Genomic DNA, 24328 nt, shown 5'->3' with positions numbered 1-24328 from the left:
GTTATGAGCTTTGAGGAATCTGACACTGCCTCTGATGTCGCCGCTGACGCGGCTGCGGTCCCCAACCCGCACGCCACCGCGGAACAGGTCGAGGCGGCCCGCCACGACTCCAAGCTCGCCCAGGTGCTGTATCACGACTGGGAGGCCGAGTCCTACGACGACAAGTGGTCGATCTCCTACGACAAGCGATGCGTCGATTACGCCCGCGACCTGTTCGACGCGACGGTGCCCGAGGACGAGCTGCGCAATCTGCCCTACGATCGTGCGCTCGAGCTCGGCTGCGGTAGCGGCTTCTTTCTCCTGAATCTGATCCAGGCCGGGGTGGCCCGCCGGGGCTCGGTGACCGATCTGTCCCCGGGCATGGTCAAGGTGGCCACGCGCAACGGCGAGAATCTGGGCCTGGAAATCGACGGACGAGTGGCCGATGCCGAAGGCATCCCATACGACGACGACACGTTCGATCTCGTCGTCGGCCACGCCGTGTTGCATCACATCCCCGACGTCGAGCTGTCGTTACGCGAGGTCGTGCGGGTGCTCAAGCCCGGCGGCCGGTTCATCTTCGCCGGCGAGCCGAGCAACGCGGGTGAGAACTACGCGCGTCCGTTGTCGACCCTGACCTGGCGTGCGGTGACTAACGTGACGAAGCTGCCCGGGCTGGCGGGCTGGCGCCGTCCACAGGAAGAGCTCGACGAGTCGTCGCGCGCGGCCGCACTCGAAGCCATCGTCGACCTGCACACATTCTCGCCCGGTGATCTGGAGCGCATGTCACGTAACGCCGGCGTGGTCGATATCTCAACCACCACAACAGAATTCACCGCCGCTATGCTGGGCTGGCCGCTGCGTACCCTCGAGGCCGCTGTGCCGCCCGGCCGGTTGGGTTGGGGCTATGCGAAGTTCGCTTTCAACAGCTGGATCACCCTGAGCTGGGTCGACGACAACCTCTGGCGTCGCGTGGTTCCCAAGGGCTGGTTCTACAACGTGATGGTGACCGGGGTCAAGCCGTCGTAGATTTCCGGCTCGATGACGTTGCGTATCTGCAAAGCGACGTCGGAAGGCAGGCGCTGTGCGATGTCGCCGACCTGCCGCTGACGGCCGCCACTCTGGTCGCCGATATCGCTTCCGCGCGTAAGCGTTTCGGTGATCGGTCGGCGGTATTGGTGGAGACGACGTTGCTGCGGCGCAGGGCTGCGGCGAAGTTCGCCGATCCGGGGGACTGGCTGTTCACCGACGAGGGGCTTCAGCAGGCGACGGCTCAACCGGTGGCCGCCCACCGCGCGCGACGCTTGTCGGGTGCGGTGGTGCATGACGCCACGTGTTCGATCGGCACGGAGCTTGCCGCGCTGCGAAACTCGTCGGCCGCGCTCGTCGGCAGCGATGTCGATCCGGTCCGGTTGGCGATGGCACGCCATAACGTTGCCGATGTGGACCTGTGCCGTGCCGACGCGCTGCGCCCCGTCACCGCTTCGGCCGTAGTCCTGCTCGACCCGGCGCGCCGAAGCGCAGGGCGGCGCCGATTCGATCCGCGCGATTACACACCGGGGCTCGACGCGCTGCTCGACGTGTTCCGGGGCCGGGATATCGTCGTAAAGTGCGCGCCGGGAATCGATTTCGACGCGGTCGCCCAGTTGGGATTCACCGGTGAAATCGAGGTGACATCGAGTGCCGGCAGTGTGCGCGAGGCGTGTCTGTGGTCGGCGGGACTGGCTGCCCCCGGCGTGACCCGGCGGGCCAGCATGCTCGACGCAGGGGAGGAGATCACCGACGCCGAACCGGATGACTGCATTGTCGCGCGCGCCGGCCGGTGGATCGTCGACCCGGACGGAGCGGTCGTTCGGGCCGGTCTGGTGCGCCACTACGCCACCAGGCACGGTCTTTGGCAACTCGACCCCGACATCGCGTATCTGTCCGGGGATTCGTTGCCGACCGGCCTGCGCGGCTTCGAGGTGCTCGAGGAGCTCGCCTACAGCGAACGCCGACTGCGCCAGGCGCTTTCGGGTCGTGACGTCGGTGCGGCGGAGATCCTGGTCCGCGGTGTGGATGTCGACCCCGACGCGCTGCGGCACCGGCTGCGGCTGCGGGGCTCACAACAGCTCTCGGTGGTCATCACCCGCCTCGGCACCGGGGCCGCAAGCCGGGCAACGGCATTCATCTGCCGTCCGTCACGCTGAAACGCCACGTACGCTGGAAGTGATGCGCCGGCAGCAGAGCCCGGTGCCGGCTGCGAGGACGTCCAACGATGCGCATTCTCTTGGTGGCTGCTGTGATCGCGGCTGCGGTCACCGGTTGGATCGGCAGCCCCGTCGCGTCGGCGCAGTCGGCGTGCGCCGATCTGGGCGGCACGGTGAACCCGGACCAGATCTGCGGAGTGCACACACAGAACGACACCTACCTCCTCGACTTCACCTTCCCCGCGCAATACCCGGATCAGCAGGCGGTGGCCGACTACCTGAGGCAGACCCGCGACGGATTCGTCAACGTGTCAGGAATGCCCGGTTCGCGCGGCCTGCCCTACGTGCTCGACGCCAAGGGCACCGGCTACCGCTCGGGTCTGCCCCTGGTCGGCACCGAGAGCCTGGTGTTCGAGGTGTACCAGAACGTGGGCGGTGCGCACCCACAGACGTGGTACCAGGCGTTCAACTGGAATAACGCCACCCGCTCGCCGATCACGTTCGACTCGCTGTTCAAGCCGGGCTCCAAACCGCTCGACGTGATCTACCCCGAGGTCAACCGCTACCTGTCACAAGAGCAAGGGCTGATCGACGCGATCCCGCCGACCGCGGGGCTCGATCCGGCCAACTACGAGAACTTCGCAATGACCGATGAGAAGCTGATCTTCTTTTTCGGCCAAGGCGAGATGTTCCCGGAGTCGGCAGGAGCGGTCCAGGCGTCAATACCGCGCACGACCGTCGCACCCATGCTGGCGCTCTAGGCTGCGATCAGGTTCGCGCTGTCTCGCGGTCCTTTCCGGTGACGGGGTCGTAGTTCTCCCAGAAGGTGGCGTTCTTGATGTCCAGGGCTCGCGGGTCGAACACCGGGTCGAGGCCCTGCTTCTTCTGCTTCTCGTAGTCCCACAGCGCCTTGTACGCGGGCTGCTGCAGGATGATGATGCCGATGATGTTCAGCCAGGCCATCAGGCCGACGCCGATGTCGCCCAGCGTCCACGCATCGGATGCGGTCGAGACCGCACCCATGGTCACCGACACCAGGATCAGCGCCTGCAACAACATCGTCGTGTTCGACCCGACCGTGCCCCGGATGTACGGGACGTCCACGGTGTTGGCCTTGCCCAGCAGGAATCGCAGGTTGGTCTCGGCCATGTAGTAGTAGGCGATGATCGTGGTGATACAGAAGAACGCGAGCGAGATCGCGATGAAGCTGGAGCCGGCACCGCTCCACAGTGTGTCGAAACCAGCCTGGGCGAACGTCGGACCGACCTCGGCGTCGGAAGGCAGGATGGTTCCGCCTTCGGCGATGACCGCACCGTCGGCGCTCTCGCCCTCGAACACCCGGTAGGCCCCGGTGGACAGGATCAGGAAGCCGGTCGCCGAGCAGATGAACAGCGTGTCGACGTAGACGGCGAATGCCTGCACCAGGCCCTGCTTGGCCGGATGCGACACCTCCGCAGCGGCCGCGGCGTGCGGACCGGTGCCTTGGCCCGCCTCGTTCGAGTAGATGCCGCGCTTGACACCCCACATGACCGCGGAGCCGAGGATCGCGCCGAAGGCCGAGTCCAGGCCGAACGCGCTGGAGAAGATCAGTGAGAGCACGCCGGGGATCTCCCCGGCGTTCATCACCACGATGATCAGTGCCAGCACGATGTAGACGACCGCCATGAACGGCACGACGATCGAGGCGAACGTCGCGATCCGTTTGACACCGCCGATGATCACGAAGGCCAGCACGATCACGATGCCGACGGCCACCCACCACTTGGACCAACCCCAGGCGGAGTTCATCGCCGAGGCCATCGAGTTGGACTGCACGCTGGGCAGCAGCAAGCCCATTGCCAGGATGGTGACCGCCGCGAAGACGTAGCCGTATACCTTCATCGCGGGCGCCGCGGCGGTGTTGGCGAACGCCCGGCTGAGGTAGTAGGCCGGTCCGCCGCGGTACTCACCGGTCAGTGGATCCTTGGTCTTGTAGATCTGGCCGAGTGTGCATTCGACGAACGACGTGGACGCGCCGAGGAAGGCGACCATCCACATCCAGAACAGCGCACCGGGGCCGCCGAACGCGATGGCGGTGGCCACACCGGCGATGTTGCCCGTCCCGACCCGACCTGCCAGCGACATCGTGAGCGCCTGGAAACTGGAGATGCCCGAAGGGGACGTCTCGCCCTTGAACATCAGCCTGATCATCTCGGGCACCTGTCGGACCTGCACGAACCGCGATCGGATGGAGAAGTACACGCCTGCCGCGAGGCACAGATACACCAGCGCGTTGCTCCATATGTAGCCGTTTACCGTGGCAAGGAACTCGGACAAGGCTGCCTCCCTAGCGGCGTTGAGAACATGCGACGTTTCGGGATGATTGCATGCGGGCGGTTGCAGGATGTTACGAAGCGGTCACAGTGCTGTAAGTCCACGTTGGACGGTCGGTTACCTACGACGAACGGTCGCTCTAGGCCGGCGCGAACCCGTACACGCGCCCCTCGCTTGTTGCGGTGACGACTCGGCGGTCGTGGCCTATCGACACTCCGACGGGCCATCCGCCGGCATTGGGCAATGGGTAGTTGTTGACCGTGCGGCCGTCGGCCGGGTCGAACACCAGCAGCGCCTGACCGTTCTCACCGTCGCGCGCCACGGCGTAAGCAACGTGTGCCCCGGCTTGGCTCGAGGTGGTCAGCGGTACGACGTCGTCACGCGTCCACACCACCTCGCCTCGGTCACCGGAGTCCTTGATGCCGATCAGCTTGGCGTCTGGACCACCGCCTGCCACGATCAACCCCTCGGGCGACACCGACGGCGGCGTCTGTGCCAGATAGTCCAGCGGGACCGACCATTTCGGCGTGCCATCATCGGTGTTGATCGCCCACAGATGGTCGTCACGTCCGTTGACGTACGCGGTGGATCCGTCCGCCGACAGCACCGGGCTGGCAAGCGGCCCACCGCCGACGGCGTCGCTGGTCCACTCGCGGGTGAGCACCGGGTTCTGGCCCGGGCGATAACGCAGCCCGACCAGAATCGGAGCTTCGGTGTCCGGCTCCCACAGGCCGAGTACGACGATTCCGGTCTGCTCGGCGAAGGCAGGCGCCGCGGCGACTGGGCAGCGCGCGCGGGCGGGCCTGCAGTCGGCGAGTCCGCGCTCGGAGTCCTTGGGGTCGACTCCGGCGACCAGATCCAGCGGAGACCCGTCGACCACGCCCTGCTGGGCGTCGAACAACAGCACCTGGCCCAGGTGCGTGACCACCAGCAGATGGCCGGGAGTGAGGATCCGCGGTGTGGTCGGCATGCCGATCACCGGTTGCCGCCAGCGGATCCACTGTGTCGGCGGAAACGAGATCATGGCGCCGGGCTGACCGACGTAGAGGTTGTCGAACCCATCAAAAAGCGGACTGGACGCCTCGCCGCCCTGAACCAGGCGGGTACACCAGCGCTGCCGCGCACGGTTGTCGGTCTCCCACACCATCAGCGAGCAGCCGGCGGAGGTCTGCGCGTTGACGGCCAGATAACTGTCGGATGCCAGCGCGACTCCTGCGGCGAGGTCACCTTTGACCGAGCGAGTCCATTCCAGCCGCAGCGCGTCGGCGCCCGCGCTCGATTCGTAGCTGCTGTTGCGGGCGTCGCCGTACTGGGCGGGCCAGCCTGACGCGGGCTGTGACTCGACCCAGGAGTCGGTGTTCCCGCAGCCGGCCAAGGCGGCCGTGATCAGCGCTGTTGATGCCAGCACGATTGATCGCCGGACCACTACGCCCCTTCTGTTTGGTTCTTAACGCCGCTCTGCACGCCTTGGAAGTCCCAGTGAGGGTAACCGTTCCGCGCTCGGGCGCTCGCGTAGGCTTTCCGGCCATGACGACGATGTGGGGCGCGCCGCTGCACAAGCGGTGGCGGGGTTCGCGGCTCCGCGATCCGCGCCAAGCCAAGTTCCTCACCACGGCCTCGTTGAGATGGGTCATCGCCAACAAGGCCTACACACCGTGGTACCTCGTGCGTTACTGGCGGCTACTGAAATTCAAGCTCACCAATCCGCACATCATCACCCGAGGCATGGTTTTCCTCGGCAAGGGTGTGGAGATCCAGGCGACCCCTGAGCTGTCGACGATGGAGATCGGTCGCTGGGTGCACATCGGCGACAAGAACACGATCCGCTGTCACGAGGGCTCGCTGCGCTTCGGCGACAAGGTGGTCCTCGGCAGGGACAACGTGATCAACACCTACCTCGACATCGAGTTGGGCGACTCGGTTCTGATGGCGGACTGGGTGTACGTGTGCGATTTCGACCACCGGATGGACAGCATCGAGCTGCCGATCAAGGACCAGGGCATCGTCAAGGGGCCGGTACGAATCGGACCCGACACCTGGATCGCGACCAAGGTGACGATCCTGCGCAACACCATGATCGGCCGTGGTTGCGTGCTGGGGTCGCACGCCGTAGTCAAAGGTGAGATTCCGGACTTCTCTATCGCTGTCGGCGCGCCGGCGAAGATCGTCAAGAACCGCAAGCTGTCGTGGGAGACGTCGGCGGCCCAGCGCGCCGAGCTTGCCGCGGCGCTGGCCGACATCGAACGCAAGAAGGCTGCGCGCTGACGAAGCCGGAGCGTTCGCTGCGGCGCGTCGAACTGTCGACGGGCCCTGCCCTCATCGAGGACGACGGTGCGCTGGTGCGGGCGCGCGGTGTGCCCTACGGGGAAGCGGCCAGGTTCGCCTCGCCGACGCCGCCCGCGCCCTGGACCGAACCCCGTGAGCTGACCGAACGCGGGCCTGCGTGCCCACAATTGCCGTCGCGGCTGATATTCGTGACAGGTCCGGTCACCGACGGTCTGGCCCGCAGCGAGGACTGCCAGGTACTCAGCGTGACCGCGCCCAGCGATGCCGACGGACTGCCGGTGATGGTCTGGTTTCATGGCGGCGCCTATGTCTCCGGCAGCGGTGAATCGTCGAAGTACGACCCCGACGCCCTCGTCACCGAGGGCCGCGTCGTGGTGGTCACCGTCAGCTACCGACTCGGCATCTTCGGCTACTGCACACCACTCGGCGTGGACGAAGACAATCTCGGCCTTCGCGATCAGCTGCTGGCTCTGCGATGGGTTCACGACAACATCGCCGCATTCGGCGGCGACCCTCAGCGCGTTACGTTGTTCGGTCAGTCCGCGGGTGGCGACTCGGTGTACTCGCTCCTGCTCTCGGAGGCCGCCGATGGCCTGTACTCGCGCGCGATCATCCAGAGTTCACCATTGGATCTGCGTGCGGGCCGCGACGCGATGGCGGCGGCGATGCGCGCCGCCGCGGCCGAATCTCTAGAGGGGGCAGACCCTTTCACGGCGAGCATCGAACAGCTGCATCGCGCCCAGACCGCGTCTCTGCTGGCGGCGCAGCGGTTCGGCCTGATCAGTGGGTTGGCGTTCGCGCCGATCCTCGGTGTCGATCCGCTTCCGAAGGCCGATGAGCTGAACGGCCGGGTCGCGCATGTGGCGCCGATGATCGACTTGTTCGTCGGCTGCACCAAGCTCGACGCCGCGCCGTTCGTCGAAATCAATCCGAGGGCGTCTCGGCTACGGGCACTTGGACCGTTCGCGAAGGTCGGCGCGCGGGTCGCATCGGCGGCGATGACCCGTCGGGTGTTCAGCGGACCCGCGGAGCGGCTTGCCCAGCTGTGGCGAGACAGTGGCGGTCGCGCTTCGGTGTACCGCTTCGACTGGTCACCCCCGAACGCGCCGTTGGGAGCCTGCCACTGCATGGATCTGCCACTGCTGCTCGGCACGCCGGGGGCATGGTCGGATGCGCCGATGATGGGGCCGGACCGCGACCCGGTGAACCACGAACTCGCCCGCGACATGCGCCGGTTGTGGAGCCGCTTCGCCTATGACGGCGTCGAGGCGCTGGGCGCCGAGAGGCTGTCGCTTGATGCCGCGCGCTGAATATCAGCGATTGGGCAGCGCGTGCTCGACGATCGTGCGACGCCGATGCGGCTCGCGCTCACCACGTTTGGCAGCCACGTAAACCTCTGCGGTTTCGTCGGCGACGGTGTTCCAGTCGAAGGCCGAGGTGAGTCTTTCCCGCGCGGCGGTCGCCATGGTCTGAGCGTGATCGGGGTCGTCGAGCACGGTGCGCACCGCGGCGGCCAGTCCGGCAACATCGCGTGGCGCGAACGACACACCGGTCTGGCCATTGATCACCGCTTCGCCAAGCCCGCCGACGTTGGAGGTCACCAGCGGGATGCCCGTTGCGGCCGCTTCCAGAGCTACGATGCCGAACGGCTCGTAATGACTCGGCAGCACGGCGGCGTCGGCGGTGTGTAACAGGCGCACGAGTTGCTCGTGATCGAAGTGTCCGGCGAAGGTTATGGCCTTGATTACCTTGTGCTTTCGCGTCTGATCGACGAGCCACTGCTGCTGAGTGCCGGTGCCGGCGATGGTCAACGTCGTACCGGGGTGGGTGCGCCGGATGCGTGGCAGCGCCGCGATCAGGTCGTGAATGCCCTTCTCGTATTCGAGCCGGCCCAGAAACATCAGGTGGGCGGGCCCGGTGTGAGCGCGCCGCTTGGCGAACGGCCAACGTGCGGCGTCGATTCCGTTGCGGATGACCCGTGTTTCGGCGAGACCGGGTCCGAACAGCTCGGTGATCTCGTCGCTCATCGATGCCGAGCAGGTGATGAGCGAGTCGGATTCGCGAACCAGCCACGACTCGACGGCGTGCACCTGACGGCTGATCGCACCCGATACCCACCCGGAATGCCTTCCGGCCTCGGTGGCGTGAATGGTGGAAACCAGTGGCACGTCGAAGTACTCGGCAAGCGTGATCGCCGGATGAGCGACGAGCCAATCGTGCCCGTGCACGACGTCGGGCCGCCACGGCTTGGCGCGGGGGCCCTTGATGGCCAGACCGGTCCGCACCATCGCGTGGCCCATCGCCAACGTCCAGGCCATCATGTCGCTGCCGAAGTCGAACTCGTGTGGATCCTGTGCCGCGGCGACAACGCGTACGCCCTCGGCGATCTCGTCGGTCGACGGATGCGTGCTCGGGTCCGTGCCGCTCGCGCGGCGGCTGAGCACAACGACCTCATGCCCCGCCGCGGCGAGCGCGGTGGCCAGGTGATGCACGTGGCGGCCCAGTCCGCCGATCACGACCGGTGGGTACTCCCACGACACCATCAGGACTTTCATGGTCGTGGGAGCCGTCGTGCGTCGAGTGCGCCGAACAGGCCATCCGCGCGCTTCCATCCGTCGGCGAGGCGCTGCGCGTGGTCCTGCCGGCCCGACGCCATCGCACCGGCGATCTCACGGGTGGCGTGCGCGTGCAGATGCGCGCGATAGCGCGCGTAATCGGCCGCCGAGTCCTTGCTGACCATGAACGGCCAGTCACTGGACACCGTCAGCAGGGTCTCGCGCAGGATCTGATCCGCGACGAAGTTCCTGGCCGGCGCGGTGTCCGTCTCACCGAGCGCCTTGTCCACCGTCGTCAACGCCGTGTCAACGACCTCGCTGTTCAACTGGACCAGATCGGCCACCTGTTCGCCGGCCCACACCTGCCAATCCTTGCCGGAACCCCAAGAGCTGGGCGGCAATTCGACGGGCGATCCGACGAAGCCGTCGGCGACGGCATCCGAAAGTGTGCCGACCCGCACCCCCGCCTCGGGAAGGGCGCGCAACACACGTTCCAGCCACACCGGGCCCTCGTACCACCAATGCCCGAACAGTTCGGTGTCGAAGGCCGCGATCACGTGTGCGGGCCGGCCGATGCGTTCGCTCTCGCTGAAGAGGCGCTGACGAACCACCGAGACGAAATCGGCGACGTGGCCGTCGACTGCGTGGTCGGCACGTTCCGGGTCGTAGGGCGCTTTGGCGTCGGAGGCGACGTTGCGGCCGGTGACCCGTGCCGGTTTGAGGCCCGTCGTGTGGTCGTAGGTGTGGAAGTCGCGGTACGCGGCGTGGCCGGGATAGCCGGATTTCGGTGACCACACCCGGTAGCTGACCTGCAAGTCCCGGCCGAATGCGACGACGTTCGACGATGCGACTGGACGCCCCAGCGCGGTGTCGCCGTGCAGCGATGGTCCGTCGACCATGAAATGGCCGATACCCGCTGCGGCGTAGTCGATTTCCATGCCCGGCGCATAGGCGCATTCCGGCGCCCAGATCCCGGTCGGTGTGTGCGCAAACCGCTGCTGGGCGTCGGCGAGGCCTTCCCGCAGGGCGAACTCGCGCAGGCGCGGATTCAGCAGCGGCTGAAAAGGATGCGACAGCGGACCGCCGAGCAGTTCGATGGTCTCGGAGTCGATGAGCTCACGAAGCAGTGGGCTGCCGCCGTGCGCCCACAAGGTCGAGAAGTCGTCGAGCGCACGCTCGGCCTCCTCGCGCTCGCGAACTCCGAACTCCCGCAAAGGATCACCGAGTGTCGTCGCCTCCACGGCGCGCAAACCCCAGTTGGCCAGCCAGTGATGCATCCCCGTCAGGCAGTACGGGTCATCGAGTTGCGCGGTCACCACCGGCGTCATACCCAGCGTCACCAGGTGGTGGCGGTCCTCGGCGGCCAGCGTGCGAAGGACACGCATCAGCGGGACGTATGCGGCCGCCCACGACTGGTAGAGCCACTCCTCGCCGACCGGCCAGCGTCCGTGGTGGGCCAGCCACGGGAGGTGCGTGTGCAGGACGAGCGTGAAGAGGCCCGGAGCCGGATCGCCGGCGACATCGGACCGGGGAGCCGGATCGCCGGCGACATCGGACCGGGGAGCCGGATCGCCGGCGACATCGGATCGGGGTACGGGCTCCGAGCTCGTCATGGTCGTACCGCTATCGCCACGAGGTCGAGGCTGTCGTCGATGTCTTTGTCGGCGGTCAGGTCGAAGTCGGCGGTTGTCACCGATGCGACGTCGTCGAGCAGGTCGGCGGGCCATGGTGCGTCGGCCAGTGCGCGCGCAATCTGTGCGTCGATGATGGATCCGCCATGGCGCTCGTCGAGCTCGACCAGGCGCGGGCCATGAAAGACCCCGAGCATCGATTCCACGGAGAAACCGGCATCGCTGAGTAGTTCGGTCAGCTCGGCGGCGTTCAACTCCCTGGTGTGGAACGGGTTGATCGGGGTGTCTCGGCCGGGGGAGAAGGTGATCCGGTTGGGCGTTGACATCAACAACACCCCGCCGGGTCGTAAAACCCGCAAACATTCCGCGACGAATTGCCCTTGGTCCCACAGGTGTTCGATCACCTGGAAATTGACAACGACATCGACGGCGCCCCCATCGAGCGGAAGCTCGGCGAGATTTCCGTGATGCATCTGCACGCGCGGGTAGCGGGCACGGACGTGGGCGACCGCTGATTCGTCATAGTCCAGCCCGATGACCCGGCGCGCCACGTCGGCGATCAGGTCGGCGCCGTAACCCTCGCCGCAGCCCGCTTCCAGCACGTCGCGACCCGCGCAGCGGTCAGCCAGCCGTTCGTAAACGACCTCATGGCGGCGGAACCAATAGTTCTCCTCCGCCAGGTCCGGAACCGTGCGTTCGCCGGTCAAAGGGAGGTCCGGACCATCAGTGACGAATGCGCTCATTGGAAGGCAGGCTAACGTGAAACGGCTCACTGGCGAACTGTTCACCGCCTACGTGCTGCTAGAACACAAACTTCGACCAGCTATGGTGCTAGTGCGATCCAGCATAAGTTACTCGCGGGTAACATAATGGTGGTTGCTTGAAACGTGGTATTGCGGGCCGGTCATCGGCCCCTTCGAGGAGGACGAACCAGACTCATGACGAACATCGTGGTCCTGATCAAACAGGTCCCTGACACCTGGTCGGAGCGCAAGCTGTCCGACGGCGATTTCACTCTCGACCGTGAGGCGGCCGATGCCGTGCTCGACGAGATCAACGAGCGCGCCGTCGAGGAGGCGCTGCTGATCAAGGAAAAGGAAGGCGGCGAGAGCACTGTGACAGTGCTCACAGCCGGTCCGGAGCGCGCAACCGAGGCAATCCGCAAGGCGCTGTCGATGGGCGCCGACAAGGCGGTGCACCTCGTCGACGAGGGTATGCATGGATCTGACATGGTCCAGACCGGCTGGGCGATCGCCCGGGCGCTTGGCACCATCGAAGGCACCGAGCTGGTCATCGCCGGCAACGAGGCGACCGACGGAGTCGGCGGCGCGGTGCCCGCGATCGTGGCCGAGTACCTGGGTCTGCCGCAGCTGACTCACCTGCGCAAGGTGACGGTCGAGGGCGGCAAGGTCACCGGCGAGCGCGAGACCGACGACGGCGTGTTCACCGTCGAGGCGCCGCTGCCCGCGGTGGTCAGCGTGAACGAGAAGATCAACGAACCTCGCTTCCCGTCCTTCAAGGGCATCATGGCCGCGAAGAAGAAGGAAGTGACGACGCTGACGCTGGCGGAGATCGGCGTCGAGGCCGACGAGGTAGGTGTTGCCAACGCCGGCACGAAGGTGCTCGCGTCGACCCCGAAGCCGCCCAAGACCGCGGGCGAGAAGATCACCGACGAAGGTGAAGGCGGCGCAAAGGTTGCCGAGTACCTCGTCGCTCAAAAAATCATCTAGCCCCGAACGCCGAAAAGAACCCAGAAAGACATCGAAGACCTATGGCTGAAGTACTTGTGCTCGTTGAGCACGCTGAAGGTGCCCCGAAGAAGGTCACCGCCGAACTGATCACCGCCGCACGTAAATTGGGCGAGCCCTCCGCCGTTGTGGTGGGTAAGCCGGGCACGGCCGAACCGCTGACCGACGCGCTCAAGGCTGCGGGTGCGGCCAAGATCTACGTCGCCGAATCCGATGACGCCGAGGGCTACCTCATCACTCCGTACGTGGATGTGCTGGCCTCGCTCGTGGAGTCCGCCGCCCCGGCAGGTGTGGTGCTGGCCGCGTCCGCGGACGGCAAGGAGATCGCCGGCCGGCTGGCCGCACGCATCGGTGCGGGTGTGCTGACCGACGTCGTCGACGTCCAGGACGGCGGCAAGGCCATCCACTCCATCTTTGGTGGCGCGTTCTCCGTCGAGGCCGAGTCCACCGGCGAGCTGGCCGTGATCACCGTTCGTCCCGGCGCCATTGATGCCGAACCCGCCGACGGTGCGGGTGAGGTCGTCAGTGTCGAGGTGCCTGCGCAGGCCGAGAACGCCACCAAGATCATCAAGCGCGAACCGGCCGTGGCCGGCGACCGCCCAGAGCTCACCGAGGCCACCGTCGTCGTGTCCGGCGGTCGTGGTGTCGGCAGCGCCGAGAACTTCAGCGTGGTCGAGGAATTGGCCGACTCGCTCGGCGCCGCAGTGGGCGCGTCGCGCGCCGCGGTCGACTCCGGCTACTACCCGGGTCAGTTCCAGGTGGGTCAGACCGGCAAGACCGTGTCGCCGCAGCTGTACATCGCACTGGGCATCTCCGGAGCGATCCAGCACCGCGCTGGGATGCAGACGTCCAAGACGATCATCGCGGTCAACAAGGACGAAGAGGCGCCGATCTTCGAGATCGCCGACCTCGGCATCGTCGGCGACCTGTTCAAGGTCACGCCGCAGCTGACCGAGAAGGTCAAGGCTCGCAAGGGCTGATTCCGCCGAGCCAGTAAAGACCCCCGACACCTCGAGTGTTCGGGGGTTTTTACGTCCGCGACTACGGGTTTTCAAGGGTGCGCAGGACACCGCTGCGCGCCATTCTGGACGTATGAGCGAACCCGCAAGTGAACTGGCCAAAGTTGTCACCGAGCGCCACTCCACCCGGATGTTCCTCCGCGACAAGCCGGTCCCGCGGGATCTTCTCGACGAGGCGCTCGCGCTGGCGATGCGTGCACCGTCGAACTCCAACATCCAGCCGTGGCGGCTGTTCCTGGCGACGGGGCCGCGCCGCGACCGGCTGGTCGAGGCGCTACTGGAACGGGCTTCGACCGGATATCCCGCCACGGTGGGGCTGCCGGAAGGCTTTGCGCGGCTGCGCTCCGAGATCGGTGCGCTGGTGTACGGGTCCATGGACATCGCCCGCGACGACGCCGAGGGGCGCCGCATCGCACAGTTGCGCAACTGGGAGTTCTTCCGCGCACCGGTGGCGGGCGTGGTCTGCATGCACCGCGATCTGGGCGACGCCGACAGCCTTGCCGTGGGGATGTTCCTGCAGACGCTGGTGCTCGCGCTGACCGAGCGCGGGCTGGGAACCTGCTTGCAGGTGTCGATCGCCCATTTTCCCGACGTGCTCCGCGAACAGCTGGACATCCCGGACGAACTGCAGATTCTCTGCGGTCTGGCGCTGGGTTACGCCGACCCTGCATTTCCGGCCAACCAGCTGCGGACACCTCGTAACCCCGTCGGGGAGAACGTGGTGTTCATCGACAGCTGAGTTCTTCCTGCCACCTACGACATGTGTTCTTGCACACAGAAACGCCCACTCGTCATCTAGCGCTCACAGACACGTCACGCGCCCGATGCCAGCCGGAGATGCGCCTGGGCGACCGTGCAGCAATGAGCAGAGCTTCTGTACTCATCGCCCCCGACGAAATCGCCGATGGAGCCGGAGCTTCATCATCGTTACCGCGCTACACCCTGCTGCTGTCTACCGACCCTGCGCTCATCGAGGATGCGCAGCGCCTACGTCACCACGTGTTCACCTCCGAGCCCGGATTCGTCCTGACCGGAGCCAGCCCGGAATTCCACGACGGCCGTGACGCCGATCGCTTCGACGAGCACTGCGACCACCTGCTGGTCCGCGAGGACAACTCGGGCGAACTCGTCGGCTGCTACCGGATGCTGCCGCCTCCTGGTGCCATCGCCGCCGGCGGCCTCTACACCGCAACCGAATTCGAGGTGGCCGGCCTCGACGCGCTGCGGCCCTCACTGGTCGAGATGGGCCGCGCGGTTGTCCGCGAGGATCACCGCAACGGTGGCGTAGTGCTGCTGATGTGGGCTGGCATCCTGGCCTACCTGGACCGCAGTGGCTACGACTACGTGACGGGTTGTGTGTCGGTGCCCGTCGCCGGTGCGGACGACACCGCACCCGGCAGCCAGATCCGCGGTGTGCGGGACTTCGTCCGCCGCCGCCACGCAGCACCCGCAGGGCACACCGTGTACCCGTACCGGCCGGTGACGGTCGACGGCAGGGGCCTCGACGACATCGATCCGCCCGCCCGGGTGGCCGTACCCCCGCTGATGCGGGGCTACCTGCGGCTCGGCGCGCAGGTGTGCGGCGATCCCGCCCATGATCCCGACTTCGGAGTGGGCGATTTCCCTGCGCTGCTGGACAAACGGCAGGCCGACATCCGGTACCTGCGACGGCTCAGGTCTGTTGGGGCAGCGAGCGCGATCGCCGACGGAATGACGTCATGAGCATCGACAGTCCTTGGCTGCAGCGAGCCACCTGTGACGCCAGCTGCGTCAGGGCGACGGAGGCGCCGGCCGGACAGCGGATGGTGGTTGCCTGGCGCGTCGCGATACGCGCCATCTTCGCCTTGCTGCTGCTGTCAGCCGTGCCGCTACTGGCTATTCCGGTTCCAGGCCGCTCTCATGTGCAGCGCAGCTATTGCCGACTGATGTTGCGCTGTCTGGGCGTGCGAATCACGGTGTCCGGCGGACCGATTCGCAATCTGCAAGGCGTGCTGGTGGTCAGCGGCCATGTGTCGTGGGTCGACATCTTCGCGATCGGCTCCGTCCTGCCCGGACGGTTCGTCGCCAAATCCGAAATGATCGACTGGCCGGGGCTGGGGTTTCTGGCGCGGCTGATGAAGGTCATCCCGATCGACCGGGACAACCTGCGGCGCCTGCCCGACGTCGTCTCCATGATCGCCGGCCGGTTGCAGGCCGGTCAGACGGTCGTCGCGTTCCCCGAAGGCACCACGTGGTGCGGCCTGGCGTACGGCCAGTTCCGCCCCGCGATGTTCCAGGCCGCGGTGGACGCGGGCAGGCCGGTCCAACCGCTGCGGCTGAGCTACCACCGCCGCGACGGCCGGCCGTCGACCATCGCCGCCTATGTCGGTGACGACACATTGCTCGCGTCCATCCGGCGCCTCATCACCGCACAGCGCACGATCGTGGCCGTGCACGTCGAATCGCTGCAGTTGCCGGGGTCCGATCGCCGCGACCTGGCCGCCCGCTGCGAATCCGCGGTACGCGGTGACACGTCGAGCTCCGCGCAGGGGCACGCGCTGGTGGCCTGACCACGGCATCTGGCCGGCCGATCCGCGGCGGCTACCATGGAACGGCTATGACCTCGCCAGATGATCTTCGCGCCAGCGGTTCGTTGCCGGTCTATCTGGACCACGCCGCCACCACTCCCATGCACCCTGCTGCCATCGAAGCGATGACGTCTGTGCTGGCGACGGTCGGCAATGCATCCTCACTGCACGGCACCGGACGAACGGCTCGCCGGCGCATGGAGGAGGCCCGCGAGACGCTCGCCAAGCTCCTCGGTGCGCGGCCGTCCGAGGTGATCTTCACCGCGGGCGGGACCGAGAGCGACAACCTCGCCGTCAAGGGCATCTACTGGGCCCGTCGGGACGGGGATCCGCGCCGCCGACGCATCATCACCACTGGAGTCGAACACCATGCGGTGCTCGATGCCGTCGAGTGGCTCGTCGACCACGAGGGTGCCGACGTGACCTGGCTGCCTGTCGAGGCCGACGGATCGGTATCGACGTCGGCTCTGCGTGATGCGCTGAAAAACCACGACGATGTCGCGCTGGTCACGGTCATGTGGGCCAACAACGAGGTCGGCACAATCATGCCGATCGCCGAACTTGCCGCGATCGCCGCTGAATTCGACATTCCGATGCACAGCGATGCCGTGCAGGCCGTGGGTCAGATACCGGTCGACTTCACCGCGAGTGGACTGTCCGCCATGAGCATCGCCGCACACAAATTCGGCGGACCCACCGGTGTCGGGGCGCTACTGTTGCGCCGCGACACGGCATGTGTGCCGTTACTCCATGGCGGTGGTCAGGAACGCGACGTCCGTTCGGGCACACCCGATGTCGCCGGCGCCATCGCGATGGCCGCCGCTGCGCGAATCGCGGTGGAGGGTCTGGAGGCCAACAGCGCCCGCGTCGCCGAACTGCGGGACCGCCTGATCAACGGTGTGTTGTCGAGCATCGACGATGCGCAACTCAACGGTGCGACAGGTGCGGACCGACTGCCCGGCAACACCCACTTCACGTTCCGCGGCTGCGAGGGCGACTCGCTGCTGATGCTGCTCGACGCCAAGGGTGTCGAATGCTCGACCGGATCCGCGTGTACCGCCGGTGTGGCGCAGCCCTCCCACGTCCTGATTGCGATGGGCGCCGATCCCGCCAGCGCGCGTGGTTCGCTGCGATTGTCGTTGGGCCACACCAGCAGCGACTCCGATGTCGAGGCCGCACTGGCGGTCCTACCCGCCGCGGTTGAGCGGGCGCGACAGGCGGCGCTGGCAAGTTTGGGAGCGGCCGAATAGTGCGCGTACTCGTGGCGATGAGCGGTGGCGTGGACTCCTCGGTGGCGGCCGCCCGGATGGTCGACGCTGGTCACGACGTGGTCGGTGTACACCTGGCGCTCTCGTCGGCTCCCGGCACGCTGCGCACCGGATCGCGGGGCTGCTGCTCCAAGGAAGACGCCGGCGATGCCCGGCGGGTCGCCGATGTTCTCGACATCCCTTTCTACGTATGGGATTTCGCCGACAGATTCAAAGAAGACGTGGTCGACGATTTCGTTTCGTCCTACGCCCGCGGTGAGACTCCGAACCCCTGCGTACGGTGCAATGAGCGAATCAAGTTCTCCGCGTTGGCGGCTCGCGCGCTGGCTCTTGGCTTCGACGCCGTGGCCACTGGCCACTACGCGCGGCTGTCCGGCGGACAGCTCCGTCGCGCAGTAGATGCCGACAAGGACCAGTCCTACGTGCTCGCAGTGCTGACCGCCGACCAGCTGCGTCATGCCGTATTTCCGGTCGGCGACACCCCCAAGCCGCAGATCCGCGAGGAAGCGGCGAGCCGAGGGTTGGCGGTCGCCGAGAAGCCGGACAGCCACGACATCTGCTTCATCCCCTCGGGCGATACGCGTGCGTTTCTCGGCGCACGGATCGGTGTTCGCCGTGGAACGGTGGTCGACGCGGGCGGAACGGTACTCGCCGAACACGAGGGTGTTCACGGCTTCACCGTCGGTCAGCGCAAGGGTTTGGGTATTGCCGGACCCGGCTCCGATGGGCAGCCGCGGTATGTCACGGGCATCGACGCCGACAGCGGCACGGTGCACGTCGGGAAGGCCGCGGACCTCGACGTCTGGCAGCTGACCGGCGAACGGCCGGTGTTCACCTCCGGCGTCGCGCCGACGGGCCCGGTGGAATGCCAGGTGCAGGTCCGCGCGCACGGTGGGATCGGTGACGGCGTCGCCGAACTGCGCGACGGGCAGCTGATCGTCGAACTGCGCACCGCGATTCGCGGTGTGGCATCCGGACAGACCATGGTGCTCTACCGTCCCGACCCCGACGGTGACGAAGTACTGGGCAGCGCAACCATCACGCGCTAGCGGCGATCACTCCGGCACGTTCGCGAGGATGTTCGTCATCACGATGTCGGGTACCGAGCCGGGGAAGTGGCAGAACGTGACCTCGACCAGCACCACCGATTTCACGCGGTAGTCGCGACCGCAGGCACCCGGACGGGTCTTCAGTGCGTCGGCCGTGACCGTCCATTCGCCGACGAGCGCCTCTCCCAAAGTGGTTGAGCGGCAGTCATCGACTTGCCTGACGAGATCATCGAAAGCAGAACGGGCCGTGCCCGGGTCGCGGTAGGCCGCCACCGCCTCCGAGATCTGGGCGCCGTCGGGGGGATTCTGAAACGTGGTCTTGTGGAATTCCTCCACATCGGGACCGAAGGTCTTGGTGTCTGCGAACAGCCATTCACATTGTGGGGGAGCGCTTTTGACGAGTGGATCGATGTCGACGGGGATCTTGCCGTCCATGCTTGGAATAATCGAGAGGTCCTCGCCTGCCCCGGTGATCGCGCGCATCTGCGACTGGCCGAGCACGACCTTCTCAACGTCGACTGGAGACAGCGAATCCTCATCGAGGCCGGGGACCGCCCGTACCGCCGTACCCGTGACCGACTGGGTACACCCTGCGGCCAGGACCGCCGCCACGCCCCAGACCATCAACGGCCTGGCCGCTACGGGCATGGCGTACCTCCCAACCCTTCCTGATCGAGATTAGCCCTATCGAATAGTGTTCAACGAGTGAGTGTTTTCGCCGCCGCTACCGGCATCGGATCGTGGCCAGGCACCTCGGCCCGTCAATCTGCCGAGATTGTGGTCGGTGAACTGCACACCCTGCCGCATCTCGTTGAGTTGCCCGCTCGAGGCGTCGGTGCGGACATGATCGGGCGCGCCGGCGCGCTGCTGGTCGACATCGGCATCGATACCGTGCCGCGTGGCTACCGGATCGCGCCTGGCCGTAGCGCGGTGATGCGACGGGCGGTCAGCCTGCTCAACGAGGACCTCGATGCGCTCGAAGAGGCATGGGAGAACGCCGGCCTGCGTGGCAGCACGCGCCCGGTGAAGGTTCAATCAGCGGGCCCGATCACACTGGCTGCTCAGTTGGAGTTATCAGGCGGGCATCGCGCGATTACGGACGCGGGCGCCGTGCGTGACCTGACCGCCTCACTGGCCGAAGGCGTGGCACAGCACCGGGCCGAGGTCGCCAGGCGGCTGGACACCACGGTGGTGGTGCAGTTCGACGAACCGCTGTTGCCCGCGGCGCTTCAGGGGCGGCTGTCCGGGGTGACCAGCTTCACGCCCGTGCACCCAGTCGACGAGCCCGTCGCGATCGGGCTGATCGATGACTGCATCGCGGCGGTAGGCGCCGAGGTGGTGTTGCACAGTTGCGCCGCCGATCTGCCGTGGACCCTGTTGCAGCGCAGCTCTGTTCATGCCGTATCCGTCGACGTGTCCACCCTGGCCGCAGCCGATCTCGATGGCGTCGGCGAGTTCGTCGAAAGCGGTCGCGTGGTGCTGCTCGGGGTCGTCCCTTCGACCGCACCCGCTGCGCGCCCGTCGTTCGAGGAGGTCGCGAAGGCGGCCGTCGCCATCACCGACCGGCTCGGATTCGCGCGGTCGGTGCTTCGTGAGCGGATCGGCGTCACCCCGGCCTGCGGGCTTGCCGAGGCTGCCCCGGAATGGGCTCGGAGTGCCATCGAACTGGCGCAGAAGGCAGCCGACGGATTCGCGGGCGATCCGGACGGGATCTAGAACGCGCAACTAAAAGGTTGCGCGTTGCCGCCGTGGTCGCTAACGTGAAGCGCAACCAGGAGGTTGCATATGAGTTCAGATCGCATTGAAAAGCAAGTCGTCCTGAAGGCGCCGCTGGATCGAGTCTGGCGGGCGATCAGCGACGCCGACGAGTTCGGCCGGTGGTTCGGAGTGCGCTTCGACGGGCCGTTCGTGGCGGGCACCTCGGTGATCGGCACCATCACACCGACAACGGTCGACGAGGACGTGGCCAAAGCCCAGCAGCCCTACGCTGGTCAGGCGGACGCCTGGCAGATCGTCGCGGTGGAGCCGCAACGGCGGCTGGCGTTCCGCTGGCATCCGTTCGGGGTCGAAGACGACCGGGAGTATTCGAACGAACCGACGACGCTGGTGGAGTTCACCCTCGAAGACACGTCCGACGGTGTGCTGCTGCGCATCGTCGAATCCGGCTTTGACGCCATCCCGGCCGAGCGCCGCCAGTCGGCGTTCGACAGCAACAGCGAAGGCTGGTCCGCCCAGACCGAGTTGGTTCGCAAATACCTGGCGCTGCGCGAGACGGTGTGAATGCGTCCGCCGTCGCCAGGGCGCCGTTGTTCGACGCTCTGGGTGATCCGAATCGACTACGCATCATCACCCGCCTGTGCGATGGCGGACCGTGCTCGACCACCGAGGTGACGACGGTCGTATCGGTTAGCCGGCAGGCGGCGACCAAACATCTACTGCTGTTGGAAGCGGTGGGGCTGGTGAGCAGTCAGCGTCATGGAAGGGAACGCATCTGGCGGGTGCAGCCGGAGCCGCTGGCCGATGCCGGCGAATATTTGAACGCATTGTCGCAGCGGTGGGACAAAGCAATTGATCGATTGCGCTCCTACGTCGAGGACAAATAGCGGCTTGCCCCACAGGCTTCGCGCGTTCGTCGGACAGGTCCGCCGTGCACGGCCGTCGCATGCAACAATGCATCGACGACAACGTTTTTTCATGTCCCTTCATCTTTGCCACCCGCAGGAGAAACTGTGGCCCGATTCGCCCCGCGCCTGACGGCAGGTGTCGGTGTTCTCGTGGCTTTTCTGCTGCTTGCCAGGCCCGCGACAGTCTCTGTCGCAGATCCGGGCCGCTCGCCTTCCGATCGGGGCAGCAGTTCTGATCGCGGCAACGGCAACGGCAACCGATCTGATCGTGGCAACGGACGCGGAGGCTCGGATCGCGGGGATGACCACCGCCGTCGCAACGACAACAGCCGCAAGCATGGCGAGGACGATAGGCGCGGCAGCGCCGAACGGGGCAGCGTCGAGAGCCCGGAGGCCGGGACTGGATCGGGCCCTATCGACCGCGCCGGCATCGCGCCGTTGGCGCCAAGTCTCGCCGCAGGCAAGGGCGGCGATGGGGACGGCAGCGCCGAACGGCGCACCGCCGACGTCGCCGATGCCGCAGAGTTGTCACCGAGCATCGCTGCCGAGTCGGGTGAACCCGGCGCGAGCGTAGTCGGAGGGGTCGACGCAGCGGACTCACCCGATCGGTCCGGCTCCTACCGAGCCGATGTCCCGAAGGCCCGGTTCAGTCCACCGCGCTTGACGCTGGGCAACGGGCACACGCCAGGCATCCGGCGAGGCGAGTTCGAACTGCGACGCCAGGCCCCGTCGCTGCCGCCGGCGCCCGTTGCGTCGCCGCCTGCGCCTCTGCCTGCGCTCGAATTCCGGGCTCCAGCGCCGCCGCCGTCCTTTGTGACCCCCCTCCCGTCGGCGCCGGTTCTCACGCAGCAGCTGGGTGTGTCTCAGGAGGCCGACTGGTCGGATCCGTTGTGGGGGCTCACCGGGCTCCTCCTGATCCCGGCCGCAGGCGCCATACTCGGATACCGGCAGGCACGCGCCGCGCACGCGGCGGACAGATTACGTCGCTCGTAAATCCTTACGCAGAATCTTGCCCGACGCGGACTTCGGGATCGCCTCGATGAACGCTACCTGGCGGACTTTTTTGTACGGCGCCACCTGACCGGCGACAAACTCCATCACCTCGTCCTCGCCGAGGTCTGCTTCGGACTGCTTGACCACGAAAGCCTTTGGCACCTCTTCGCCTTCTGCGTCGATCACGCCGACAACCGCCGCATCGGCGATCGCCGGGTGGCTCAGCAGCACCGCCTCGAGTTCGGCGGGCGGCACCTGGTAGCCCTTGTACTTGATGAGTTCCTTGAGCCGGTCGACGATGTAGACGCAGCCGTTTGAGTCGACCTGGGCGAGATCACCGGTGTGCAACCAGCCGTCGTCGTCGATCGTCTCCTTGGTGGCCGATTCGTTGTTCAGATAGCCCGCCATCACGTTCGGGCCCTTGAACCAGAGTTCGCCGGTTTTGCTGAGACCCTCTGTGGGGAAATCGATCTCGTCACCGGTCTCGGGATCGATGATCTTTGACGCGGCGTTGGACACCGTCCACCCGACTGAGCTCAGAGGTGCGGTCAGTTTCATTTCATGTGCGCCCGCGTCGAACGGGGTGATGTGGCTGACGGGGCTCAGCTCGCTCATCCCGTAGCCCTGCACGACACGGCATCCCAACCGATCGGCGACCGCCTGCCCGAGGTCCGCGTCCAACGGGGCGGCACCGGACATGACGACCTTGAGAGACCCCAGGTCGTAGTCGTCGATCAGCGGATGCTTGGCCAGCGCCACGGCGACCGGCGGCGCGATGAATGCGACCGTGCACTTGTGGTTCGCGATGTTGGCGAGGAATTCGTTCAGGTCGAAGCTTCCCATGATGACCAGTCGTGCCCGCGCGTGCAGGGCGGCGTTGAGCAGAACCGTCATCCCGTAGATGTGAAAGAAGGGCAACACGGCGACGACCACATCGTCGGCGACCATCCCGTGCAGCGGCCTGATCTGCGCGACATTGGCCACCAGGTTGCGGTGTGTCAACTTCACGCCCTTGGGATTTCCGGTTGTGCCCGAGCTGTACGGCAACACCGCAAGGTGCGATGACGGGGCGAAGCTGACGTCTGGCGCAGGCAATCCCTGCTCCATCAGGTCGGCAGCGTTGGGATGACCGGCGATCTCGTGGCCGTCACCGTCCAGCACGACGAGGTCGCTGTCGGCAAGCCCGACGGCTGCGGCCGCCTCTTTCGCCTGCGCGAGCAGGGGCGTGACCGTCACGAGCATCTTGGCGTTCGAATCGGTCAGTTGCTTGGCGATGTCTTTGGCGGTGAACAGCGCGTTGATGGTGGTGGCTGTCGCGCCGGAGCGCAGGATGCCGTGGAAGGCGACTGCGAATCCCGAGCTGTTCGGTGACAGCAGGCCCACGACGTCCCCGACGCCGATGCCGCGTCCGGTCAGCGCTCCGGCGAACGCGTCGACCCGGTCGATCATCTCGCGGTAGGTGGTCTGTTTGCCCGACTTCGCGTCGATCAGGGCGACCCGGTCGAGGTCGGCCTCGTCGACGCCGTCGAACAGAAAGTCGTAGACGCTCGAGGATGGGATATCGACTTCGGGGAAGGGGCTCGCGAAGCTCATGGAAGTGATCGAACCATGGCCTGCCGGTTGTGGGTCAAGCTTCTTCGAGCCGAGCGATGAGCTTCTTGGGCGCGACCAACCGATATGACGCGTCGATCAGTTCGGCGACCTCGTTCCAATCGACCTTCTTCGTCGCCGCCAGGTCCAGCCCGAGCCAGCCCGATGGGCCCAGGTAGGCGGGAAAGAAGAACCGGCGGTCCTGCTCGAGGGCCCGGCGGTCGCTCTCGTCGACCTTGACCATGACCGACTGCGGGTACTGGACATAGTCGGCCCCCTTGGTCGCCGGTTTGACGCTGCCGCCGTACATCAGGAACATCTTCGAGACGAAGAACGAGGGTCTGCCGTGCGACACCTTCTCGACAGCCTCGGGGAATCCGAGGGCGAGGGTGCGTACCTTCGCCAGCACCGGGTCGTCGTCGCGGAACATCACCGGATGCGGCATGGGGTCAGGGTATCCGCTCGGCACGACGTGTCTGTGGCCTCGGATAGCCTGCCAGAGTGAGCCCGAAGGCGA

Annotated in this window: 24 protein-coding genes; 16 read left to right on the top strand and 8 right to left on the bottom strand. The window is 66.4% G+C overall.

Features of this window, described 5'->3' with window-relative positions; genetic code table 11:
- Positions 1–3: 3 nt before the first annotated feature.
- From CSQ99_RS16930 to CSQ99_RS16920, 3 genes are all read left to right on the top strand, one after another.
- Positions 4–1008, top strand: coding sequence for a class I SAM-dependent methyltransferase (locus CSQ99_RS16930; protein WP_099040161.1), 1005 nt, complete (start codon positions 4–6; stop codon positions 1006–1008).
- Complete coding sequence (locus CSQ99_RS16925) at positions 966–2168, top strand: THUMP-like domain-containing protein (protein ID WP_176561061.1); 1203 nt, start codon at positions 966–968, stop codon at positions 2166–2168. The genes CSQ99_RS16930 and CSQ99_RS16925 overlap by 43 nt, the downstream gene beginning before the upstream one ends.
- Before the next feature lie 68 nt (positions 2169–2236).
- A complete protein-coding gene (locus tag CSQ99_RS16920) occupies positions 2237–2929 on the top strand; it encodes an esterase (RefSeq protein WP_099040160.1) in 693 nt (230 codons plus the stop codon).
- Positions 2930–2936: 7 nt separating this feature from the next.
- Here CSQ99_RS16920 and CSQ99_RS16915 read toward each other — a convergent pair whose 3' ends face one another.
- Together CSQ99_RS16915 and CSQ99_RS16910 are read right to left on the bottom strand one after the other, a co-directional pair.
- Entirely contained in the window at positions 2937–4484 is a 1548-nt protein-coding gene (locus tag CSQ99_RS16915) for an alanine/glycine:cation symporter family protein (protein ID WP_099040159.1), read from the bottom strand.
- 136 nt (positions 4485–4620) lie between these two features.
- Positions 4621–5907: an outer membrane protein assembly factor BamB family protein gene (locus CSQ99_RS16910; RefSeq protein WP_099040158.1), complete on the bottom strand. Its 1287-nt coding sequence runs from the start codon at positions 5905–5907 to the stop codon at positions 4621–4623.
- 101 nt (positions 5908–6008) lie between these two features.
- Between CSQ99_RS16910 and CSQ99_RS16905 the strand changes: the two genes are divergently transcribed.
- Positions 6009–6746 (top strand): acyltransferase, encoded by a 738-nt coding sequence (locus CSQ99_RS16905; RefSeq protein ID WP_099040157.1) that lies wholly within the window; start codon positions 6009–6011, stop codon positions 6744–6746.
- A 17-nt stretch (positions 6747–6763) separates the two neighbouring features.
- The gene (locus tag CSQ99_RS16900) at positions 6764–8077 is read left to right on the top strand and encodes a carboxylesterase family protein (RefSeq protein WP_425437831.1); all 1314 of its coding nucleotides are present in this window, start codon (positions 6764–6766) and stop codon (positions 8075–8077) included.
- A 3-nt stretch (positions 8078–8080) separates the two neighbouring features.
- Here CSQ99_RS16900 and CSQ99_RS16895 read toward each other — a convergent pair whose 3' ends face one another.
- The 3 genes from CSQ99_RS16895 to CSQ99_RS16885 are packed head-to-tail and all read right to left on the bottom strand — an operon-like array spanning position 8081 to position 11696.
- Positions 8081–9322: a glycosyltransferase family 4 protein gene (locus CSQ99_RS16895; RefSeq protein WP_099040156.1), complete on the bottom strand. Its 1242-nt coding sequence runs from the start codon at positions 9320–9322 to the stop codon at positions 8081–8083.
- Complete coding sequence (locus CSQ99_RS16890; RefSeq protein ID WP_245908955.1) at positions 9319–10935, bottom strand: 1,4-alpha-glucan branching protein domain-containing protein; 1617 nt, start codon at positions 10933–10935, stop codon at positions 9319–9321. The genes CSQ99_RS16895 and CSQ99_RS16890 overlap by 4 nt, the downstream gene beginning before the upstream one ends.
- Positions 10932–11696 carry a class I SAM-dependent methyltransferase gene (locus CSQ99_RS16885; RefSeq protein ID WP_099040155.1) on the bottom strand — a complete coding sequence of 255 codons (765 nt, stop codon included), beginning with the start codon at positions 11694–11696 and terminating at the stop codon, positions 10932–10934. The genes CSQ99_RS16890 and CSQ99_RS16885 overlap by 4 nt, the downstream gene beginning before the upstream one ends.
- 195 nt (positions 11697–11891) lie before the next feature.
- Between CSQ99_RS16885 and CSQ99_RS16880 the strand changes: the two genes are divergently transcribed.
- The 7 genes from CSQ99_RS16880 to mnmA all read left to right on the top strand — a co-directional run bounded on the left by CSQ99_RS16880 (position 11892) and on the right by mnmA (position 18604).
- Positions 11892–12683, top strand: coding sequence for an electron transfer flavoprotein subunit beta/FixA family protein (locus CSQ99_RS16880; RefSeq protein WP_099040154.1), 792 nt, complete (start codon positions 11892–11894; stop codon positions 12681–12683).
- A 41-nt stretch (positions 12684–12724) separates the two neighbouring features.
- Positions 12725–13681: an electron transfer flavoprotein subunit alpha/FixB family protein gene (locus CSQ99_RS16875; RefSeq protein WP_099040153.1), complete on the top strand. Its 957-nt coding sequence runs from the start codon at positions 12725–12727 to the stop codon at positions 13679–13681.
- Positions 13682–13793: 112 nt separating this feature from the next.
- Positions 13794–14459 carry a nitroreductase gene (locus tag CSQ99_RS16870; RefSeq protein ID WP_099040152.1) on the top strand — a complete coding sequence of 222 codons (666 nt, stop codon included), beginning with the start codon at positions 13794–13796 and terminating at the stop codon, positions 14457–14459.
- A 122-nt stretch (positions 14460–14581) separates the two neighbouring features.
- A complete protein-coding gene (locus CSQ99_RS16865; protein ID WP_099040207.1) occupies positions 14582–15442 on the top strand; it encodes a GNAT family N-acetyltransferase in 861 nt (286 codons plus the stop codon).
- The gene (locus tag CSQ99_RS16860) at positions 15439–16269 is read left to right on the top strand and encodes a lysophospholipid acyltransferase family protein (protein WP_099040151.1); all 831 of its coding nucleotides are present in this window, start codon (positions 15439–15441) and stop codon (positions 16267–16269) included. The genes CSQ99_RS16865 and CSQ99_RS16860 overlap by 4 nt, the downstream gene beginning before the upstream one ends.
- A gap of 47 nt (positions 16270–16316) precedes the next feature.
- A complete protein-coding gene (locus CSQ99_RS16855; protein WP_099040150.1) occupies positions 16317–17537 on the top strand; it encodes a cysteine desulfurase family protein in 1221 nt (406 codons plus the stop codon).
- On the top strand, positions 17537–18604 hold the full coding sequence (gene mnmA, locus CSQ99_RS16850; protein WP_099040149.1) for a tRNA 2-thiouridine(34) synthase MnmA: 1068 nt from the start codon (positions 17537–17539) through the stop codon (positions 18602–18604). The genes CSQ99_RS16855 and mnmA overlap by 1 nt, the downstream gene beginning before the upstream one ends.
- A gap of 6 nt (positions 18605–18610) precedes the next feature.
- Here the strand turns inward: mnmA and CSQ99_RS16845 are convergent, their stop codons facing one another.
- Positions 18611–19252 (bottom strand): sensor domain-containing protein, encoded by a 642-nt coding sequence (locus CSQ99_RS16845; RefSeq protein ID WP_099040148.1) that lies wholly within the window; start codon positions 19250–19252, stop codon positions 18611–18613.
- A gap of 57 nt (positions 19253–19309) precedes the next feature.
- Between CSQ99_RS16845 and CSQ99_RS16840 the strand changes: the two genes are divergently transcribed.
- The 4 genes from CSQ99_RS16840 (at position 19310) to CSQ99_RS16825 (ending at position 22221) form a co-directional block, all read left to right on the top strand.
- Positions 19310–20320: a uroporphyrinogen decarboxylase/cobalamine-independent methonine synthase family protein gene (locus CSQ99_RS16840; protein ID WP_099040147.1), complete on the top strand. Its 1011-nt coding sequence runs from the start codon at positions 19310–19312 to the stop codon at positions 20318–20320.
- 69 nt (positions 20321–20389) lie between these two features.
- Positions 20390–20884 (top strand): SRPBCC family protein, encoded by a 495-nt coding sequence (locus CSQ99_RS16835; RefSeq protein WP_099040146.1) that lies wholly within the window; start codon positions 20390–20392, stop codon positions 20882–20884.
- Complete coding sequence (locus CSQ99_RS16830; RefSeq protein WP_099040145.1) at positions 20881–21207, top strand: ArsR/SmtB family transcription factor; 327 nt, start codon at positions 20881–20883, stop codon at positions 21205–21207. The genes CSQ99_RS16835 and CSQ99_RS16830 overlap by 4 nt, the downstream gene beginning before the upstream one ends.
- A gap of 126 nt (positions 21208–21333) precedes the next feature.
- Complete coding sequence (locus CSQ99_RS16825) at positions 21334–22221, top strand: hypothetical protein (protein ID WP_099040144.1); 888 nt, start codon at positions 21334–21336, stop codon at positions 22219–22221.
- On the opposite strand, the gene CSQ99_RS16820 is transcribed toward CSQ99_RS16825, so the two are convergent.
- Together CSQ99_RS16820 and CSQ99_RS16815 are read right to left on the bottom strand one after the other, a co-directional pair.
- Positions 22207–23814: a 4-coumarate--CoA ligase family protein gene (locus tag CSQ99_RS16820; RefSeq protein ID WP_099040143.1), complete on the bottom strand. Its 1608-nt coding sequence runs from the start codon at positions 23812–23814 to the stop codon at positions 22207–22209. The two genes, CSQ99_RS16825 and CSQ99_RS16820, sit on opposite strands and share 15 nt — an antisense overlap.
- A 34-nt stretch (positions 23815–23848) precedes the next feature.
- The gene (locus tag CSQ99_RS16815) at positions 23849–24256 is read right to left on the bottom strand and encodes an MmcQ/YjbR family DNA-binding protein (RefSeq protein ID WP_099040142.1); all 408 of its coding nucleotides are present in this window, start codon (positions 24254–24256) and stop codon (positions 23849–23851) included.
- Positions 24257–24328 lie beyond the last annotated feature (72 nt).

This window comes from Mycobacterium neglectum, assembly GCF_002591975.1.
Classification (GTDB): Bacteria; Actinomycetota; Actinomycetes; order Mycobacteriales; family Mycobacteriaceae; genus Mycobacterium; species Mycobacterium neglectum.
This window is presented reverse-complemented; position numbering and strand designations above follow the sequence as displayed.